Consider the following 18,095-nt stretch of genomic DNA (forward strand, 5'->3'; position numbering starts at 1 on the left):
ATGACACAGCAAACAGCAGGGATTCACCATATCACAGCTTTTGTCACAAGCGCCCAAAATAACGTTGATTTTTATGCAGGGTTTCTCGGATTGCGCATGGTGAAAAAAACGATTAACTTCGATGCGCCAGATGTGTATCATCTGTACTTCGGGAATGAGGTCGGCAGTCCAGGTACAGCGATCACCTTTTTCCCGTGGGAATCTGGTCGCCGCGGACGCGTGGGCGGTGGACAGGTGGGCTATACGACTTTCTTGATTCCGGTAGGGGCGTTTTCCTTCTGGGAGGATCGACTGAAAAAATTCGGAATCGAGTACCGTCGCTTGGAGCGTTTTAACGAAACGTATCTGCAATTTACGGACAGAGACGGCTTACAGCTGGAGATTGTGGAACGTGAAGGAGGCCCAGCGAGCAAATGGTCCTTTGGCGGAGTGCCGGCTGACAAGGCGATCAAAGGCTTCGGCGGAGCGATCTTGTACAGTATGGCTCCAGCCCACACCATGGATGTTCTCGAGAGACTGATGGGACTAACCAGAGTTGGCGAAGAAAACGGCCTTGTCCGTTTCCAGGCTCACGGTGATTTGGGCAATGTTATTGACGTGAATGCCGAGCCGATACCAAGAGGAGAAGGTGGCGCAGGAACGATTCATCACATCGCATGGCGTGCTATAGACGATCAGGATCACCAGCAATGGCAGCAGCGCGCGGCTCAATCCGGTCTTCATCCAACAGATATTATTGACCGTCAATACTTTAACGCCATTTACTTCCGCGAGCCGGGCGAGATTTTGTTTGAGATTGCGACCGATCCTCCGGGCTTTGAACGAGATGAGCCATTTGATACATTGGGCGAAAAACTGATGCTCCCCGAGTGGTATGAGTCACATCGCGCCCAGATTGAGCAAGGCTTGCCACCGATTACAGTCAGAGTGTTGGAGGAAGATAAATCATGAATTTAAAGCACATTTTTCGAAAAGGAACCGATTCAGAAGCACCAACATTGTTGCTGCTACATGGAACAGGTGGAGATGAAAACGACCTCTTGCCACTGGCCAATCGCATTTATCCAGGCGCTTCTGTTCTGAGTGTCCGTGGGAATGTTCTCGAAAACGGCATGCCACGATTTTTCCAACGCTTAGCTGAGGGTGTTTTTGACGAAGAGGATTTGGTCTACCGCACGCAGGAGCTGCATGATTTTTTGGATCAGGCGGCGGTTACGTATCAGATCGAGCGAGACAATATCGTGGCAGTCGGCTATTCGAACGGGGCGAATATCGCAGGTAGTCTCTTGTTCCATTACCCGAATCCGCTAAAAGGGGCGATTCTTTACCATCCAATGGTTCCACGCCGTGGGATAGCTCTGCCTGATATGTCAGCCATTCCGGTGTTTATCGGAGCGGGCACGAATGATCCGATTTGTACGGCACAAGAGACGGAGGAGCTGAACCGACTACTGACAGAAGCAGGTGCTGACGTGACTGTGCATTGGGATTCATATGGTCATCAGCTGACGGTGAAGGAAGTAGAGGCTTCTGCCGCGTGGTTTACAGAGATGTTTCGCAAGTAATCGATGAGTAACAAGAGTGGCGACCCTGGTGTCTGCCGCTTTTTTGTGTGCGCAAACAGTTGTTTTTCCGGGAAAAGAGCATGCTTCCCGCAGATTTAATCAGATGTGTAAAAGTCTTCAAGAACCAGCAGTATTCATTCATCTCTTGTTCATATTGCTTCTTTACTATTGATCCACGTAGGTGCAAGCCATTGACGATTTGCAGGATGGTAGACAAGTGAGTATCATTCAAAATAATGAAGCAGGAAAACCAGAGGGCGGAGTAACAAGGGGGCCAGCTTGATGAAACTGACGATTCTGATTGCAGATGACGATCCACATGTACGTGAGCTATTGCGATTTTATTTAGCAAAAGAGGGATACCACGTCTTGGCTTGTGTGGATGGAGATGAGGCTTCGCAGCTGTTGGAACAGGAATCAGTCCAGCTCGCCATCGTGGATGTGATGATGCCAGGCAAAAACGGCTGGGAGCTGTGCCGGGAGATACGGGAATTTTACGACCTCCCTGTCATCATGCTAACGTCAAAGGGCGAGGTGCGCGATAAGGAAAAAGGCTTTTTGGCGGGGACGGATGATTATTTGACCAAGCCATTTGAGCCTACCGAATTGCTGTACCGCATCAAGGCCTTGCTGCGGCGTTATCAGATGGTCAGCAAACAAATCATCGTCATAAACGATACCGTCATCGATCGGATCAGCCATGTTGTGAAGGTGAAAGAAGAGTTGATTCATTTACCGTTAAAGGAATTTGAACTGCTTGCCCAGCTTGCCAGTTTTCCTGATCGGATCTTTACCCGAGATCAACTGTTGGAGTTCGTATGGGGCGGCGATACTGAGAGCGATAGTCGGACCATCGATGTGCATATTAAGCGGCTGCGAGAGAAATTTACGGAGAAAACAAATGACTTTGTCATTTCTACCGTTCGCGGCTTAGGCTACAAGCTGGAGGTACGAGGCCAGTGAAATCTCTCTACGTCCGGTTAGTTTTTACCTTCGTCGCAATTGTACTGATCAGCGGCACACTTGGATTTTTATTGGCAAATGAGTACTATCAACGCAATTTGCGTGCTTATAATGAACAAAAAATCACGAGCATCGGACAGCAAATCATCGATTTGTATGAGCATAAATCCACACTCGACCTGCCCGCCTTCATGACTCATGTCGCCAATTTGAATTTTCAGCTACATCTCGTGGATGAGAATGGCGCAGTAAGCCAATTCGGAGCACCTTTTCGCGATCAGCAGATAGAGCCTGCCATCGTTCAAAGAGTGTTGGCGGGTGAGACTTACAGAGGGATTACAGAAGAACAGCACAGCTGGTTTGTGACCGGATTTTTTGAAAACACGCTGACAAACAGCATTGGCTTGCCGCTTACAGCAGAAGGGAAAAAATACGCCCTGTTTGTACGACCAAATATTGAACAGCAGTTTGGCGAAGTGCATATTATGTTTACCTTGCTGCTGGCAGCGATGTTTGTACTTAGCCTGATCCTGATTTTGATATTTACCCGTTATTTGGTGAAGCCGATCGAGAAGCTGAGTCATGCGACCAAAAGGCTGGCAGAAGGGCAGTACGACATCCACCTGGACATCTCTCGCCGGGACGAAATCGGCGATTTGGCTATGCATTTTGCCAGGATGACAGAGTCACTCAAACAACTAGACGAGATGCGCCAAGAGTTTGTCTCCAATGTCTCACATGAAATCCAGTCTCCATTGACATCGATCCAAGGCTTTTCTCAAGCTATCCGCAGCGGCGGTGTGACAAGCGAACAGCGGGAGACGTACTTGACTATCATCGAAGAGGAGAGCAGGCGGCTGTCTTCCTTGAGCAAGCAGCTGTTGACGCTCGCTTCCCTGGACAAAGAGACAGGTCTGTACGAACCGACACGTTTCCGACTGGATGAGCAGATCAGGCAAGTCCTCTTAATTTTGGAGCATCAGTGGCAACAAAAAAAGCTCGTGATGGAGCTGACTTTACCGGAGACTTTCATCGTGGGTGACAAGCAGCTACTCAATCAAGTATGGATGAACCTGCTTGCCAATAGTATCAAATTCACCCCAACGGCTGGCTCTATATCTATTGCGATACAAAAGGATACGCGAATCGGCGTGACCATTCGGGATACGGGGATCGGCATGTCAGAAGAAGAGCAGGAGCATGTCTTTGATCGTTTTTACAAAGGAGACAAGTCACGCAATCGGGAAGCGACGGGAAGCGGTCTCGGTCTTTCTATCGTACAAAAAATTTTGCAGGTCGCAAAAGGCAGCATTCACATTCAAAGCCGTATAGGCGAAGGGACAACGGTCACGGTCAGCCTACCGACGGGTGAGCATCCAACTGCGTGAACGAAAAACGAATCATAACGAAACGAAGCAAGGGAGTGATTTCCATGAATATCGGCAGGCGTGTACTCGCCGCAGTCATATCCCCTTTTATTACGGGTCTGTATGCTGCGCTGATCATCTACATCTATCGTGATCCAAGCGCCCCGTATGGGTTCGGACAAGAGTATTTGCTGGGTGTGCTCTTTAGCATGGCATTGAATCTAGTTGTCTTCGTATGGCTGTCGGTATTCGTGGACTGGCTAGTGAGTCGATCACACTTGATCGGGTGGAATAAAAACGCTGTGCGTTTCGGCGGGTATGCGGTCATCGGCTATGTGCCTGTGTTTTTTCAATGGCTAATGAGTGTTGATCCGCATGCTGCCTTGTTTTATCCGCAGGCAACGGTTTTTGTGTTTGCTGCGATATGTTACTTCCTTATATTTGTGGGAATAGAGGTGGTCAACAAGCGCCTTCATACAGAAACCGAGCCATCCGTAAAAGGCTGATTTTATAAGGATTTACCCGGAAAAATGAGGGAACCCCCTCATGGTTAATCAAATGTTTAAAATACTGATCAAGCGGTTGTGTACCATTGAATGACATAATAATGGTTTGCGTTACCACCGAATAAAAGAAAATCATTCCACTCATCATAAATCAGCGTGTTAGTGGACCCAGCTGTCACAATGGAGCCAAAATCAATTTCAATACCTAGTTCATCTAGTTTGCCAAGCGTATTTTTTACGTCTATTTTCATGAATAACCCAAACCTTATGAGGGGATCAATGACCCGACTAAGTACAAGCTGTCTGTTGCTATTTTTGACGTTCATCTCTTCCCAAGCCCACTCTTCACCCCAGTATTCGAGACGCTCCATTAAAAGTAGAAAAGCATCCACCGGATGAGGGACTTCTGTTTTTTCGAGAGACAAGAGGTAGGCTGAAGCCTCCCAACGTGGCTGCCGGTCTTCTTGAATATGAAAATGATCGACGAACTTTCGATTATGGATACCCTGTAAACAATGGATTACCGCATCCTTGTTTATCATGTGCGAACACACCTCCTGACTATTTCTTAAAAAAGCCATCTTAGACCTATAACAAAAAAGCCCGAGCAATCAGGTAGCTCGGACAATGGTTTTCTGTTCTTTGGCGTGTTCAATCCCCGCAGATATGAGATGGCGTACATGGTCATCATCCAACGAGTAAAAAACGAGTTTACCTTCTTTGCGGTACTTGGCTAGTCCCATGTTGCGAAGTAGCCGCAGATGGTGGGAGGTGTTAGCGATCGAGCTTCCGATGATAGCAGCCACATCACAGACACAGAGCTCGTCTTCCATCGAGAGGATGTGAATGATTTTGGCGCGGGTGTCATCGGCCAACGCCTTGAAGATTTTTGCTACCCCTTCTGATTCTGTGGCGAACGGCTTTAACCGATTTACTTTTTCCTCATCAAAACATTGGATTTCACAGATGTCATCCACTGTAACCATCACCTCATGCTCTACAATGTCCTACTATTATAGACATTCGCGGAGAAAGTGAAAAGGAAAAACGACATTTTCATGGCAGTGTAGTGTCCCTCTTCGTTTTCGTGTAAGATGAACATGATCCAAGAAATGGGGAGAGAATACCATGAGTGCGCAACCAAAGTGCCCGAAGTGCCGGTCTGCAAAGATCGATTTCACGGAGTCGATCAATAAGCCATTATACATAACCATTTATGTAGCGGTTTTGGCAGTGCTTGCCTTGATCGGCATTTCCGTGAAAGGGACTCCTGTCATCTTTTTGTTCCTCGGACTGTCAGGGGCATTTATTCTGTTTGCCGTTCGTCTTGCCTTAGAAAAGCGTAAAGTAATCAAGTGCAAATGTCTGGACTGTGGGGAGCGTTGGCAGACCACCCCAACACCTGTAGAAGCTCGTACCAAGTAGCACGACTCCTAGTAATAGGGGTCTTTTTTTTTTTTATTCTCGATCTGTAAAAAAATGGGCGAAATATTCAAATCAATTCTTGAACGAACCAGAAGGATACGATAATATAATAATTAAATATTTGTTTGAATGTTTGTGGATTGATTTCATTCGAAGCTGGGCAAAATAGATGCTTGGAAAAAGGTGAGAACAGATGGCAGAAGAACGAAAAAAAGAAGAGTGTTGCAGTGGGCATCAATGCGGCAGTGAGCATACGCATGCTGGTAAAATTCTCACGGTTCTCGAGCCTGCGGCTGCGGCAACAGAAACCGCAGGAATTCTTTCTTCACAGGCTGTTGTCTATCGCGTTACAGGTATGGATTGCAGTTCGTGCGCCAAATCGCTGGAAAAGCATATGCAGACGTTGCCAACCGTAAAAGAGGTAAACGTGAACTTTTCCACGGGTAAAATGCAGCTCGTCGCGGATGGACTAGGAGCCGATGTGGTGGTGAAGGAAGTCGCGAAGGCTGGATACAGTGCCATGCTGCTAACGAGACGTACCGCCAAAGCAGTACCGAAAACGGATCAAGCAGGGACGGTACTGACGACAATTTCCGGTGTGTTATTGGCTCTCGGTTTTCTAGCCTCCCTTTCACCAAGCGTATCTCCACTGGTCGTTACTGTGCTCTATGCGTTGTCCATCATAAGTGGCGGCTACCGACCTGCGCGCAGTGCTTTTTACGCGATCAAAAGTGGTTCACTGGATATGAACGTATTGATGTCTGTTGCGGCTATTGGAGCAGCATTAATCGGTGAGTGGCTGGAGGGCGCGACGGTCGTCTGGCTCTTTTCCATCGGAAACTTGCTGCAAACCAAGTCGATTGAAAAAACACGCGACTCCATACGCAATTTGATGGATTTGGCTCCGCCTGAAGCGTGGGTCAAGGTAGGGGAGTCTCTTACCCGCAAGCCTGTTGAGGACATCGCTGTCGACCAAGTCATCGTAGTGAAGCCGGGAGAGAAAATCCCGCTGGATGGGGTGATTGTACACGGGACATCGAGCGTCAATCAAGCCCCGATTACAGGTGAATCGATTCCCGTAGATAAGCTGGTCGGTGACAGCGTTTTTGCAGGGAGTGTCAACGAAAGCGGCGCGGTGGAGATCAAGGTAACAAAGCTGGTGGAGGATACGGCGATTGCCAGAATCATTCATCTCGTGGAGGAAGCGCAGGAGAAAAAAGCGCCTACTCAGGCGTTCGTCGACAAATTCGCTGCGATCTACACGCCAATCGTGCTCGTGCTTGCTTTGTTCGTGATCGTATTCCCGCCATTATTCGGACTCGGTACCTGGGGAGAATGGTTTTACAGAGGACTTGAGCTGCTGGTCGTTGCTTGCCCGTGCGCACTGGTCATTTCCACGCCAGTTGCGATTGTGTCTGCGATTGGAAATGCCGCGAGAAACGGCGTCCTGATCAAGGGCGGTACGTTTTTGGAAAAGGCAGGAGCGATTAACGCCATTGCCTTCGATAAAACGGGCACATTGACGGAAGGGAAACCACAGGTTGCAGCGGTTATCGAGATGGAGGGAAGCGCAGACGAAGTAGTGTCGATCGCCAGAACGATTGAAGAGCGTTCTTCCCATCCGATCGCACAAGCGATTCTTACCTATGCGAAACAAAAGCAGGTCGCTTCCCAGAGTGGGCAAGATTTCAAGGCGATCGTCGGAAAAGGGGCGAGCGCTGTCATCGGAGCCGAGACATTTTATGCAGGGAAGCCCGCCTTGTTTCAAGAGCTGGGAGTCGATTTGGTGACATGGCAAACGCAAATCGAGTCGTTTCAGAGTGAGGGACATACGCTGGTGGTTATCGGTACCGCAACGAAATTGATCGGGATGATTGCCGTTGCCGACACCATTCGTGAGATTACGGTTAGTGCCATTGGCAAACTCAAGGCGGCAGGTATCGAAGACATCGTGATGCTGACTGGTGACAATGCTGGTACGGCGAAAAAGGTAGCGAGTCAGACAGGCGTCAACCGTTATTTTGCAGAGCTGCTGCCACAAGATAAGGTAGAGGCGGTTAAGAAACTCCAACAAGAAGGCAAGGTCGTCGCCATGGTGGGTGACGGGATCAACGATGCGCCTGCTCTCGCATCAGCTGACTTGGGGATTGCCATGGGTGGAGCTGGTACCGATACGGCAATGGAAACCGCGGATATCGTATTGATGGCTGACAATCTAGAAAAGCTGCCGCACACGATGAAGGTCAGCAGAAAAGCACTCGCGATTATCAAGCAAAACATCTGGTTTTCGATCATCGTAAAGCTGGTCGCACTCGTGCTGATATTCCCTGGCTATCTAACCTTGTGGCTGGCGGTGCTCAGTGACACGGGAGCCGCATTGCTGGTCATCTTAAACAGCATGAGACTCTTGCGAATGAAGGACTAAATAAAAAAGGGAGATGAGCTGTCGAAGCTCTCTCCCTTTTTTTGTATCAGGTTTACACCAAGACGCCGCCGCCGTATCTTTCGAATTCTTTCTGGGTGCAAGCAACAAAGTGACCGCGCTCAATTTCACGTAAGACGCGTTCTTCCCCTTGATCTCGCAAATATTCTTGGTCATCGAAAACGATGCGCTTACGGTTGCGCTCATAATCAGGGTCTGGCAATGGAATTGCCGAGAGCAACGATTTGGTGTACGGATGAATCGGATTCTCGTACAGGCGATTACTTTCTGCCAGCTCCACAATACGTCCGCGGTACATCACACCAATGCGGTCACTGATGTATTTAACCATGGACAGGTCATGGGCGATGAACAGATAAGTCAAGCCTTTTTCTTTTTGCAGGCGCTTGAGCAGGTTAATGACCTGCGCCTGAATGGACACGTCGAGGGCAGAGATCGGTTCATCGGCAATGATGAATTCCGGATCAACAGCCAATGCCCGTGCAATCCCGATCCGTTGGCGCTGTCCGCCGCTGAACTCATGCGGGTAACGGTTTGCGTGCTCGCGGTTGAGGCCAACGGTTTCCAACAGCTCGTGTACCTTGGCGATGCGTGCTTCCTTGGTCGCCAGACGATGAATGTCCAGACCTTCTGCAATAATGTCGGATACAGTCAGACGTGGATTCAACGACGAGTACGGGTCTTGGAAGATCATTTGGATTTTGCGGTTGAGCCATTTCTTTTCTTCAAGTGTTTTCTTTCCGTGTACACTGTTCCCATTGAACAAGACCTCTCCGCCAGTTGCATCGTACAGGCGAAGGATGGTTCGTCCTGTGGTGGATTTACCGCAACCGGATTCACCCACAAGACCGAAAATTTCCCCTTTGTAGATGTCAAAGGTGATACCATCTACAGCTTTCAGCGTATGACCATTCCCGAGGTCAAAATGCTGTTTCAAATCTTTGACTTCAACCAGCTTCTCACGGTTCTCGTAGTTGATCGTTTTTTTGTTGCTTACTGGAGCCTCAGTCGCATCATCAGAATTGACTTTTCGTCTCACAGCCGAAGCAGGCGGTTTGATGTCAGGTGCCATTTCATGCAGGAGCCATGTTGCCGCATAGTGCGTGTCGGAGATTTTGAACATCGGTGGTTCATATTCCAGATCGACCTTCAACGCAAATGGGTTACGAGCCGCGAAGGCATCACCTACAGGTGGCTTGAACATGTCAGGCGGCGATCCAGGAATGGACATCAGTTCGTCGTCGCTGGCATCGAGGCTAGGCATGGAACCTAATAGACCCCAGGTATACGGGTGCTTAGGATCGTAGAAAATTTCATCGACTTTACCGATTTCCACAATTTTACCTGCATACATAACCGCTACACGGTCTGCCATGTTAGCAACTACACCGAGATCATGCGTAATAAAGATGATCGAAGTACCCATCTTCTTTTGCAGTTCCTTCAGCAACTCCAAAATCTGCGCTTGAATCGATACGTCCAGAGCAGTTGTCGGCTCATCGGCGATGATAATTTTTGGATTGCAGGCCAGTGCGATGGCAATGACAATCCGTTGGCGCATCCCACCGGAAAACTGGTGCGGGTATTGATCGACACGTTCCTTGGCAAATGGAATCCCTACCATTTCCAACAGTTCAATAGCACGGCTGCGCGCATCTGCACGGTTCAGCTTTTGGTGCTTGATGAAGCTCTCCATGATTTGGTTACCGATAGTCATCGTCGGATTCAAGGAAGTCATCGGGTCTTGGAAGATCATTGAGATATCGCGACCGCGAACATCCTGCATTTCTTTTTCGGAAAGCGTAACCAAATCTCTTCCTTCAAAGAGAACTTGTCCTTTTGGAATGCGTCCAGGAGGAGAAGGAATGAGGCGCATAAGTGCTTGTGAGGTTACGGATTTACCGGAACCGGATTCACCAACAATTGCCAGCGTTTCTCCTTTTTCCAGATCAAAGGAGACGCCTCGTACTGCTTTGACTTCACCTGCATACGTATCGAATGACACATGCAAATCTTTTACTTCTAAAACTTTTTCCATATAATCCTCCCTTTCGAGCATGCTTTGCCGTGAGTAACCCTCCATGTATATCCAACAATCTCTCTAGTAGGAATTTTTACGAAAATGAAAATCATTATCATCATTATACTATATTCATTAACCATTGTTAAAAAATTTTTTTATACGTTGCATATCCATACAGCTTTTTTAGCGTTACCAAATGAGAGCCCAGTCATACTATGCATCAATGCAGCAGAATACTGGCTTATAGGGAGGTAACGCTTGTGAACAAGCTCAATCAGTCAAAGGAAATCGCACTCACTTTTGATGATGGACCAGATCAGTTGTGGACGCCTCGTGTGTTAGATATATTAGCCCACTATCAGGTAAAGGCAACTTTCTTCTGTGTGGGACAAATGGTGAAGTACTACCCGAAAATACTGGAGCGGATCGTAAGGGAAGGTCATATTGTAGGAAATCATAGCTGGGATCACCCTGACTTTACGAAAATACCTCTCTTGGCTGTTCAGGAGCAGGTAGAACGTACCTCGGATCAGATCGAAAAGGTAGTAGGTGTGAGACCTCGGATAGTTCGGCCGCCATATGGAGCAGTGAATGAAGAGGTTATCCAGCTGCTTGCAGCGAGCGACTACGATATGATTTTGTGGGATATAGACAGTTGTGATTGGAAAGGTCTCACCGGCCCACAGGTCGCGAGAAACATCTTGGGACATGTTACCCCAGGCGCAATCGTGCTTCAACATTCCGCTGGCGGTACAAAAGACACGCTAAAGGGGAGTGTGGACGCCTTGCCCTATGTCATTGAGGTGTTAAGTGAACAGAAATATACCTTCTCAACCGTTTCCGCCATGTTTCAACTGGCGGCTTATCTGACAAGGGGGGGATAGAACCAGCAGGATTCTCAATAGTAACCTTCAAAATGTCCCTTATTCAACTTATGTTAGGCCAGTCTATGTTTCATAAAGAATTTAATTCTGAAACATTTTCTTTGTTACAATACATGTAAAATTTGGGATGATGGAGGCAAATGATCTATGAGTTTGAAAAAGAAAATTCTTGCAGGTACTATTTTATCATTAGCAGTTTCAAGTGTTTTCTCAGCTGCGGTCTTTGCTAAAACTGGCGTTTACGATGTAATCGCTGATTCACTAAGCGTCAGGACTGGGCCAGGAACACAATATGCTATTGTAGCTACTGTTTATAATGGCACTGATGTAGTTAGCACAACTGCAAAAGGATATACTGATTCAAATGGATTTAGGTTTGTACAGTATTATTATCCTAAATCCTCGATTGGTAAATATTCATCAAGCGCGATTGGATACATCGCGGCCCAAGAGATCAGTACTCAAGAAATTTACACAAAATATACTACAGAAGCTAAGGGAACAGCAGATCCAACATACGTGTATAGTGATATTGCATTGACTAAAGAAGTTGACGAATTCCCTAAAGGTAGATATTTCCAAGAAAACGATAGAGATTCAACACTCCAAGCTGAGGATAGCAACCCTAACGCTTGGCGTGTAACGACAATTAATTCAGGTAGTGCGCTGGTCTATATTAACGGCTGGAAAGCTAACGCAGAGTAATCCATTTACGTATTTACGAAAGGGGAAGAATTTAATGAGTAAAAAGTGGGTAAAACCAAGTATAACAATCGCTGCTTCTGTTGCTCTTTTATCCAGTTTGTACTTTACAACGGATACCTTCGCTGAAAAATCTGTTGAAAAAAGTAATTATGTAATTGCAGAAAGTGATTTTGAGGTTCCAAGTTCAAAAATCGAGTATATTAAGATATCTCACGAAAATGGTGGGTACGAAGAACATTGGAGAGATATTGAAAATAAACAAGAACGCCACGATACGTATTCCGCTGATGGTGAATTAATTAACCGCCTGATCGTAACTGATTCTGGGAAAAAGGTAATCTCCATTGGTAATGATAATGGTGAACTAGTCGCTTATTCTTGGGATTTACCTACAAAAGATGCTAAAGAAAATAATAAAATCCTCAAGAACTCTTTGTTGAAACAAGAGAAGGACAAACTAAAGGATAAGAAATGGAAAATCCAAAAATCCAAAACCCTTAGTGATACCCCAATCGATGTTATTGAAACAACATATGACAGCTTTAAAGAAGTTGTTGAATTAGATCAAACAACTGGAGTACCAGTTGAAAAAGACATTTACGAAATAAAAAATGGCAATGAAGAAAAAATCAGAACAGAAACGTTTGAGCTGTTGGATAATTCTTCCGACTTATTCAAGGTTGATATTAAAGTAACTGAAGTAGCTGCTGACGATACCAAAAAGAAAAACTAAATACATCAAATCCGTCTCGTCAAAAATAGGGACGGGTTTTTTGTTTGGCAGAGTGGTATTGTCCGTCCTTATGCTTTCCACTTTGCCCTCCATGTTCCGAAGTGACAATTGCGTCTCATGAGTCCTCACCCAGTCCGTCCGGTAATGGACTAGGGACTTTCTTTTCAAGTTTTTTTGCCGTGGAATTGGATTCCATTCCATTATTACATCTAACTTGGTATAAAGCTTATTACTCTTTATTATTGTTGAAGAACACTCGCGGTTTAATTACCCAGAAATTCTGGAAACTTTGTTAACAGCCCGTAGGCAGGTAGGATGATTGTGTTCATTCCTGCCTTTCTACGGGCTTTTTGTGTCTAAAAATCCCAAAAGAGGTAAGATCGATGAATCAAAATGAGTTTAGTCGAAGTAGAAATGAATGGAACAGTCGGTTGTTAGTTTCCCTTGATCCTCAGTCGGATAAACCGATTATTCTCTTCCACCAGAGAGCATATTCGAAGCGGGACTTCATATGCTGCTTTGTCAGTGGAGAGTGCATTGGATGGTCAGACGATACGGATCGGATTGTCACATATGATACCGGAGAAGCGGTAATCTTCGGAAGAGATGCGACAGATCAACAAATGGTGATGATTGTAGCAGACACAAGTCATCACTAAGTGGTCGTTACTGCATTTCCTCCACTAGATGAAAGAAAGTATGGCTCTTTAGAAAAAAACCGTCCTGTCGAGAAAAGGAAAAGAGGCAGATAGAGGAAATGGATTGAATTCTGTGGTAATTAGTAGAATCAGAAGATTTCTTTCAGGGGAGCGAATCCGTCCATGTCAAAAGCCGATAATATGCTCTCCATTTTGTGGCTGTTGAAGACCGGCAAGCGAATGACAGCCAAGCAATTGGCAGAGATTCTCGAGATCAATATTCGCACCGTTTATCGCTATATCGACTCACTGTGTGCGAGCGGTGTACCCATCATTTCCGATGCCGGACACAATGGTGGCTACAGTTTACTTCAGCATTTCAATGAAGCTCCGCTGTTTTTCGACCTCAACGAGCAAAAAGCCCTCATTCATGCAGCGGCTTTTGCCCAAGAGGCCGGTTATCCCTTCGGAGCAGATTTACACCGGGCCATTTCCAAGCTAAAACGTTATACAAATGAAGAGCAGCGTGACGCGATTGACCGACATAGTATCGGCTTCGAGGTGATCCAGCCTCCTGTTGATCCTTCTCTCGAATCTACCTTACAGGAACTGGAGCTGTCTGTTGCCAATGGATACACCCTTTCGATGGAGTATCAGAAAGCCTACCAGACAACGAGACAGAGGCGTCAAATCGATCCATACGGGCTCGTTTATTGGAAGGGAAACTGGTATATCGTTGCCTATTGCCATCTCCGAGGTACCATTCGCAGCTTTCGTGCAGATCGTGTCTATGAGATCCAACGTACAGAAGCCAGCTTTCAACGCCCTCCTGAATTTTCTGCGCGCCATTTTTTTCTCTCGAATTTACTACCTGAAGCAGACAAGCAGGGCAACACCATTTTGATCAAGGTCAAAGGAAGACCACAGTCACTCGCTGATTTGTGCAGGCATTGGTATCTCGGACATACGGTGATCGAGCGCAGCGAGGCACAGGTGATCTTTCAAGTAGATGAGCAAATGGCCCATTCGATCCTTCCTCATTATCTTTTGCCATACGGAAAATCCATTCAAGTTGAAGAGCCAGCCTTTGTAAAAGAGCGTTTGGCTGCCATCGCTGCCGATTTATTTCATTTTTATCAGTCGACTTGAATTCACTGACCATTTTTGTCAGGAGAGTTGATTTATATTGAAAGCAAAGAAGAGATGGAAAAAGTGAATGGAGGCAGATTGATTATGAAGCATGAAGCATTGCGTTTGTACGAATATCATGTATGGGCAAACGAAAAGGTATTCGAGCGGTTGCAGGAGGTACCAGAGGGAGTAAGTGAGCAGGAGGTTCCGAGTGTGTTTCCGACCATCACCCAGACGTTGGCTCACATTCTCAAGACGGATTATGTTTGGTTGTTGGCCATGAAGGGGGAGAGCTACGAAGAGGTAGGACCAAAAGTAGGGGTTCTCTTGCAGGAATTAAAAGGGAAGAAAGTATACGAGCTGCGAAAACTGTTTGCCGAATCAGCCCAGCAGTTCAGAGATTTCTTCGGGCAAATCTCGATGGAAGACACCTCGGCTTATACGCATCCGGCGTTGGGTACGGTTCATGCGAGTTATGCCGATATCGTCCAACATGTCGCCAACCACGGAACCTATCACCGAGGCAATATCTCCGCCATGCTCAGACAAATGGGTCACGCGGGCGCTTCCTCCGATTACATTTTCTATTTGTTCGAAACCTCCGCGGTAGAACAATAAAAGTCTTCCGACCGAGACGAAATGCAAAAAGCGAAACACGCCTTTAAGCGTCCACCTCTGAGAAACATCCAGATTGGACCACTTTGGACGCGGTTTCGCTTTTTGCATGGAGTCGGCCAGTCAATCCCCCAATGGGTGGCCCTAGAAGCAGAGTCGTTTTCTCCTGTTCCCTCTCCTCCACTACAGCCACGCAAACTGCTTGTTTTTTAAGGATTCATCGTCCGAGCAATCCGCCCCTCGAGCCCGTTCAAGAACTGACTAATGTTCGGTTTGGTGTCACCGATGATGCTTTCACCAGGCTTGGCTGGTTCAAAGATCACGTCCTTGTTTTTGACGACCTCGATCAAATAATCCCTGACGATCTGTCCTGTTTTCGTAGCGTCATATTTCTTGGCAAAGTTCTGATATTCTTCTTTGACGGCTGGGAGCAACTTCATTGTTGCTTCGTCTATTGTCTCATAACGGTAATCAGACAAGTATGTTTTGAGATAGTCGATATAGAGCGTACGGAGCTTCACTGCACGTGGGCTGCTGCGGTAGTTGACCAAATACTCTTCGACTTCAACCATTCTCGGTCCGAGCTCAGCTCGCGTGATTTGCAACCCGCCGTCACCCAAATACGGTTTGCCCGTTTCCGTTTCTTGAATGGACAAGTAGTCCTTCCCTTCCTCATCGAGCGAAGCGGCATATTTTTGCAATGCCTTGTAATCCACTTGCCAGTAGAAGGACATGTCTTTCGTCGCCTTTAAGACGAGTCCGCCCTCTGTTTGGTGGAGGAGCCATTTTTTGAAGCCGTCATCGCCTTCTAGCTTGTTGAAATCATATGGGTATTGCAAGGCATACAGCTTATCCGCATTTCCCGGCTGGGCGAGGAGTGCCTTGAAGTTATCGTTTATCGTAGGCAGATGTTTTTCATAATACTGATCAAGGGCAAAAAATAATTGATCGGCGGTTTTCGTGTCCGTTTTCGCCAGATGCTGATCCAAAAAAGCAGTAAGCTCATTCGCTTCCTTGGCTTGCGCAGCTAGTACGGTGAACTGCTTGAGCAAATCATCCGCTGGCTTTTCGGCTTTTGTTGCATCAGCAGGGGACTTCCCTGTGTTTTCCGTTGCAGGTGGGGTAGGGTCTTTTACCGTTAGTTGATCAGAGGTAGAGACGCACCCTGTCACAAAAGTAATCGCGACGAGGCTAGAGACAAAAGGTAGAACATATTGTTTCATATCTTCATTTTCACTCCGTTATGTTGAATGGTTGGTTCCCTTTCTATTGGTACGTACCATACCACGTTCAAGTTATCGGTTCAATTCGATCAAATATTCCCGATAGGAAGCAAGCGCCACTTTTGATATACTTTCTCTATTGTTGATGAGAATGATTATCAATATTTACATAGAGGATCGGGCAGAGGTGAGAACATGAACGAAACACAAGACTTGGTTCAACAATTCACAGAGAAGACCATGGCAGAAGCCATTTTTAAGCTGCGTGACATTACATGGCTCAAAGCACAAGGACATGACCGACTACGCCAACAATTCACTCATACGCATATTTTGCTGGTAATAACCGGGGGACGAGGGCGCCTGCGACTGGAGAACGAGGAGTACCAATTGCGGCAGGACGCGATTTATGTATGTCCTCCTATGCTTACGTTTGGCATCGTCCCTGATTCGGCTGATCATTTGGAGATGTACATGCTTCGTTTTGATGTCTTTATGGAAACGAGAGACAGACATCGGCGCTTCCAAGCTCTTCGGGAAAAGGATCTGTTTCCTTTTCGGGGAGAGATCTCTGTCCAATCGGCAGGGCAGCTGCCTGTCTATTGTGATTTGATCCAGAATCTATGGAAGCAGGAGACGGCACTCGAGCGTTTTCGAGGTCAACACACTTTTCAAGAGCTATGGTACCACATCGTCAAGCATGCTCACTTCTCGACAACAGATTCTGGAATGGCGCTGGAGCGGGCACGCGCACATATGGAAGAGCATTACTCGGAAAATGTGACGATAGAACAGTTGGCTCGCATCGCAGAGGTGAGTCCAAAATATTTCGTCGATCTGTTCAAAAAAACGTATGGCATCTCAGCTATGGACTATTTGGCAGAGCTTCGCATCAGCCGGGCGAAGCAGATGATGGTGCAGTCGCATGCCAAGCTGCGCGATATCGCTCATCAAGTGGGCTACAATGACGAGTTTTACTTTAGCCGAAAATTCAAGAAAGCTGTCGGAGTTTCACCGACTCTCTATATGAAAAGCCGCCAACGAAAAATTGCAGCGTACGGCTCGACCGTTATCGGGCATTTGCTGGCTTTGAAAATGATTCCTTACGCGGCGCCACTGCACCCGAAATGGACGGCTTACTATCATCACACCTATCGAAACGATATCCCGGTCCATCTGAGCGCGTTTCGAATTAACCAAAATTGGAAAGCCAACATCGAAATGCTTCGCGATGCCAAGCCAGACGTCATCATTGGCTTGGACGAGACGAGTTTGCAGGAACAGAAGCATCTGGACGAGATTGCGCCCACTTTGTATGTACCTTTTGAAGAGCAGGGGTGGAAAGAACAACTGCAGCTTATGGCAGACTTTTTGGGTGAGTCCGTGGAAGCGCATCATTGGCTTTGCGAGTATGAGAAAAAGGTGAAGAGGGCCCGAGCAAAGCTTCAACATGCTCTGGGCGATGAAACGGTGCTCATCGTGCGGATTTTGAAAAACCAGCTCTATGTCCACTGCAATCGCAGTATGAATGAAGTGTTTTATCAAGATCTGCAAGTCAAATCTGCTTTTGTCTCGGAACAGAACGAGTACGACCAGCTTGTGACCGTACAGGAATTAACTGCACTCGCGCCAGATCGCTTGCTGCTGTTGGTTTGCCAAGAGGCTGAAACGTTGGCATGCTTCCAAGCCTTGAAAGCATCGGGACCATGGCAAGAGATCGAAGCAGTCCGCAACAATCGGGCGCATGTCATTATGTCGGACCCTTGGCGTGAATACTCGGCAACGGCTCATGAACGGATCGTGGAAGAGAGTGTGAGATTGTTTTCAGGAGATCGTCCATGTTGATTCTGGATTTCGTCCATGGTCGGGCATGA

General features: G+C 46.9%; 18 protein-coding genes. 14 read left to right on the top strand and 4 right to left on the bottom strand.

Going from position 1 to position 18,095, the window contains the following annotated elements; translation table 11 throughout:
- The 5 genes from C7R92_RS11245 (at nucleotide 1) to C7R92_RS11265 (ending at nucleotide 4,401) form a co-directional block, all read left to right on the top strand.
- Nucleotides 1–951 (top strand): ring-cleaving dioxygenase, encoded by a 951-nt coding sequence (locus C7R92_RS11245; RefSeq protein ID WP_106834314.1) that lies wholly within the window; start codon nucleotides 1–3, stop codon nucleotides 949–951.
- Nucleotides 948–1,565, top strand: a complete 618-nt coding sequence (locus C7R92_RS11250) for an alpha/beta hydrolase (RefSeq protein WP_106834315.1) — start codon at nucleotides 948–950, stop codon at nucleotides 1,563–1,565. The genes C7R92_RS11245 and C7R92_RS11250 overlap by 4 nt, the downstream gene beginning before the upstream one ends.
- A 282-nt stretch (nucleotides 1,566–1,847) precedes the next feature.
- Entirely contained in the window at nucleotides 1,848–2,528 is a 681-nt protein-coding gene (locus C7R92_RS11255; RefSeq protein WP_106834316.1) for a response regulator transcription factor, read from the top strand.
- On the top strand, nucleotides 2,525–3,916 hold the full coding sequence (locus C7R92_RS11260; RefSeq protein ID WP_106834317.1) for a sensor histidine kinase: 1,392 nt from the start codon (nucleotides 2,525–2,527) through the stop codon (nucleotides 3,914–3,916). Before C7R92_RS11255 ends, C7R92_RS11260 begins: the two co-directional genes overlap by 4 nt.
- Nucleotides 3,917–3,960: 44 nt before the next feature.
- Nucleotides 3,961–4,401 carry a hypothetical protein gene (locus tag C7R92_RS11265; RefSeq protein ID WP_106834318.1) on the top strand — a complete coding sequence of 147 codons (441 nt, stop codon included), beginning with the start codon at nucleotides 3,961–3,963 and terminating at the stop codon, nucleotides 4,399–4,401.
- A 68-nt stretch (nucleotides 4,402–4,469) separates the two neighbouring features.
- On the opposite strand, the gene C7R92_RS11270 is transcribed toward C7R92_RS11265, so the two are convergent.
- Nucleotides 4,470–4,943, bottom strand: a complete 474-nt coding sequence (locus C7R92_RS11270) for a hypothetical protein (protein ID WP_106834319.1) — start codon at nucleotides 4,941–4,943, stop codon at nucleotides 4,470–4,472.
- Nucleotides 4,944–5,012: 69 nt separating this feature from the next.
- A complete protein-coding gene (locus C7R92_RS11275) occupies nucleotides 5,013–5,387 on the bottom strand; it encodes an ArsR/SmtB family transcription factor (protein ID WP_035290894.1) in 375 nt (124 codons plus the stop codon).
- A gap of 142 nt (nucleotides 5,388–5,529) precedes the next feature.
- Between C7R92_RS11275 and C7R92_RS11280 the strand changes: the two genes are divergently transcribed.
- Together C7R92_RS11280 and C7R92_RS11285 are read left to right on the top strand one after the other, a co-directional pair.
- On the top strand, nucleotides 5,530–5,826 hold the full coding sequence (locus C7R92_RS11280) for a hypothetical protein (protein WP_069852677.1): 297 nt from the start codon (nucleotides 5,530–5,532) through the stop codon (nucleotides 5,824–5,826).
- A gap of 193 nt (nucleotides 5,827–6,019) precedes the next feature.
- On the top strand, nucleotides 6,020–8,251 hold the full coding sequence (locus C7R92_RS11285) for a heavy metal translocating P-type ATPase (RefSeq protein ID WP_106834320.1): 2,232 nt from the start codon (nucleotides 6,020–6,022) through the stop codon (nucleotides 8,249–8,251).
- Nucleotides 8,252–8,303: 52 nt separating this feature from the next.
- Here C7R92_RS11285 and C7R92_RS33125 read toward each other — a convergent pair whose 3' ends face one another.
- Nucleotides 8,304–10,307, bottom strand: coding sequence for an ABC transporter ATP-binding protein (locus C7R92_RS33125; RefSeq protein ID WP_106834321.1), 2,004 nt, complete (start codon nucleotides 10,305–10,307; stop codon nucleotides 8,304–8,306).
- Between the two features lie 245 nt (nucleotides 10,308–10,552).
- Between C7R92_RS33125 and C7R92_RS11295 the strand changes: the two genes are divergently transcribed.
- The 6 genes from C7R92_RS11295 (at nucleotide 10,553) to C7R92_RS11320 (ending at nucleotide 15,001) form a co-directional block, all read left to right on the top strand.
- Entirely contained in the window at nucleotides 10,553–11,176 is a 624-nt protein-coding gene (locus tag C7R92_RS11295) for a polysaccharide deacetylase family protein (protein ID WP_244195722.1), read from the top strand.
- A gap of 147 nt (nucleotides 11,177–11,323) precedes the next feature.
- A complete protein-coding gene (locus tag C7R92_RS11300) occupies nucleotides 11,324–11,881 on the top strand; it encodes an SH3 domain-containing protein (protein ID WP_106834322.1) in 558 nt (185 codons plus the stop codon).
- 34 nt (nucleotides 11,882–11,915) lie between these two features.
- On the top strand, nucleotides 11,916–12,614 hold the full coding sequence (locus C7R92_RS11305; protein WP_106834323.1) for a hypothetical protein: 699 nt from the start codon (nucleotides 11,916–11,918) through the stop codon (nucleotides 12,612–12,614).
- A gap of 383 nt (nucleotides 12,615–12,997) precedes the next feature.
- Complete coding sequence (locus tag C7R92_RS11310; protein WP_106834324.1) at nucleotides 12,998–13,273, top strand: hypothetical protein; 276 nt, start codon at nucleotides 12,998–13,000, stop codon at nucleotides 13,271–13,273.
- 162 nt (nucleotides 13,274–13,435) lie between these two features.
- Nucleotides 13,436–14,401, top strand: a complete 966-nt coding sequence (locus tag C7R92_RS11315) for a helix-turn-helix transcriptional regulator (protein ID WP_069852668.1) — start codon at nucleotides 13,436–13,438, stop codon at nucleotides 14,399–14,401.
- A gap of 84 nt (nucleotides 14,402–14,485) precedes the next feature.
- The gene (locus C7R92_RS11320) at nucleotides 14,486–15,001 is read left to right on the top strand and encodes a DinB family protein (protein ID WP_069852825.1); all 516 of its coding nucleotides are present in this window, start codon (nucleotides 14,486–14,488) and stop codon (nucleotides 14,999–15,001) included.
- 206 nt (nucleotides 15,002–15,207) lie between these two features.
- Here C7R92_RS11320 and C7R92_RS11330 read toward each other — a convergent pair whose 3' ends face one another.
- Nucleotides 15,208–16,221 carry a hypothetical protein gene (locus C7R92_RS11330; protein WP_106834325.1) on the bottom strand — a complete coding sequence of 338 codons (1,014 nt, stop codon included), beginning with the start codon at nucleotides 16,219–16,221 and terminating at the stop codon, nucleotides 15,208–15,210.
- Between the two features lie 195 nt (nucleotides 16,222–16,416).
- Between C7R92_RS11330 and C7R92_RS11335 the strand changes: the two genes are divergently transcribed.
- Nucleotides 16,417–18,066, top strand: a complete 1,650-nt coding sequence (locus tag C7R92_RS11335; protein ID WP_106834326.1) for an AraC family transcriptional regulator — start codon at nucleotides 16,417–16,419, stop codon at nucleotides 18,064–18,066.
- Nucleotides 18,067–18,095: the final 29 nt, after the last annotated feature.

Source organism: Brevibacillus porteri, from assembly GCF_003013475.1.
Lineage (GTDB): Bacteria > Bacillota > Bacilli > Brevibacillales > Brevibacillaceae > Brevibacillus > Brevibacillus porteri.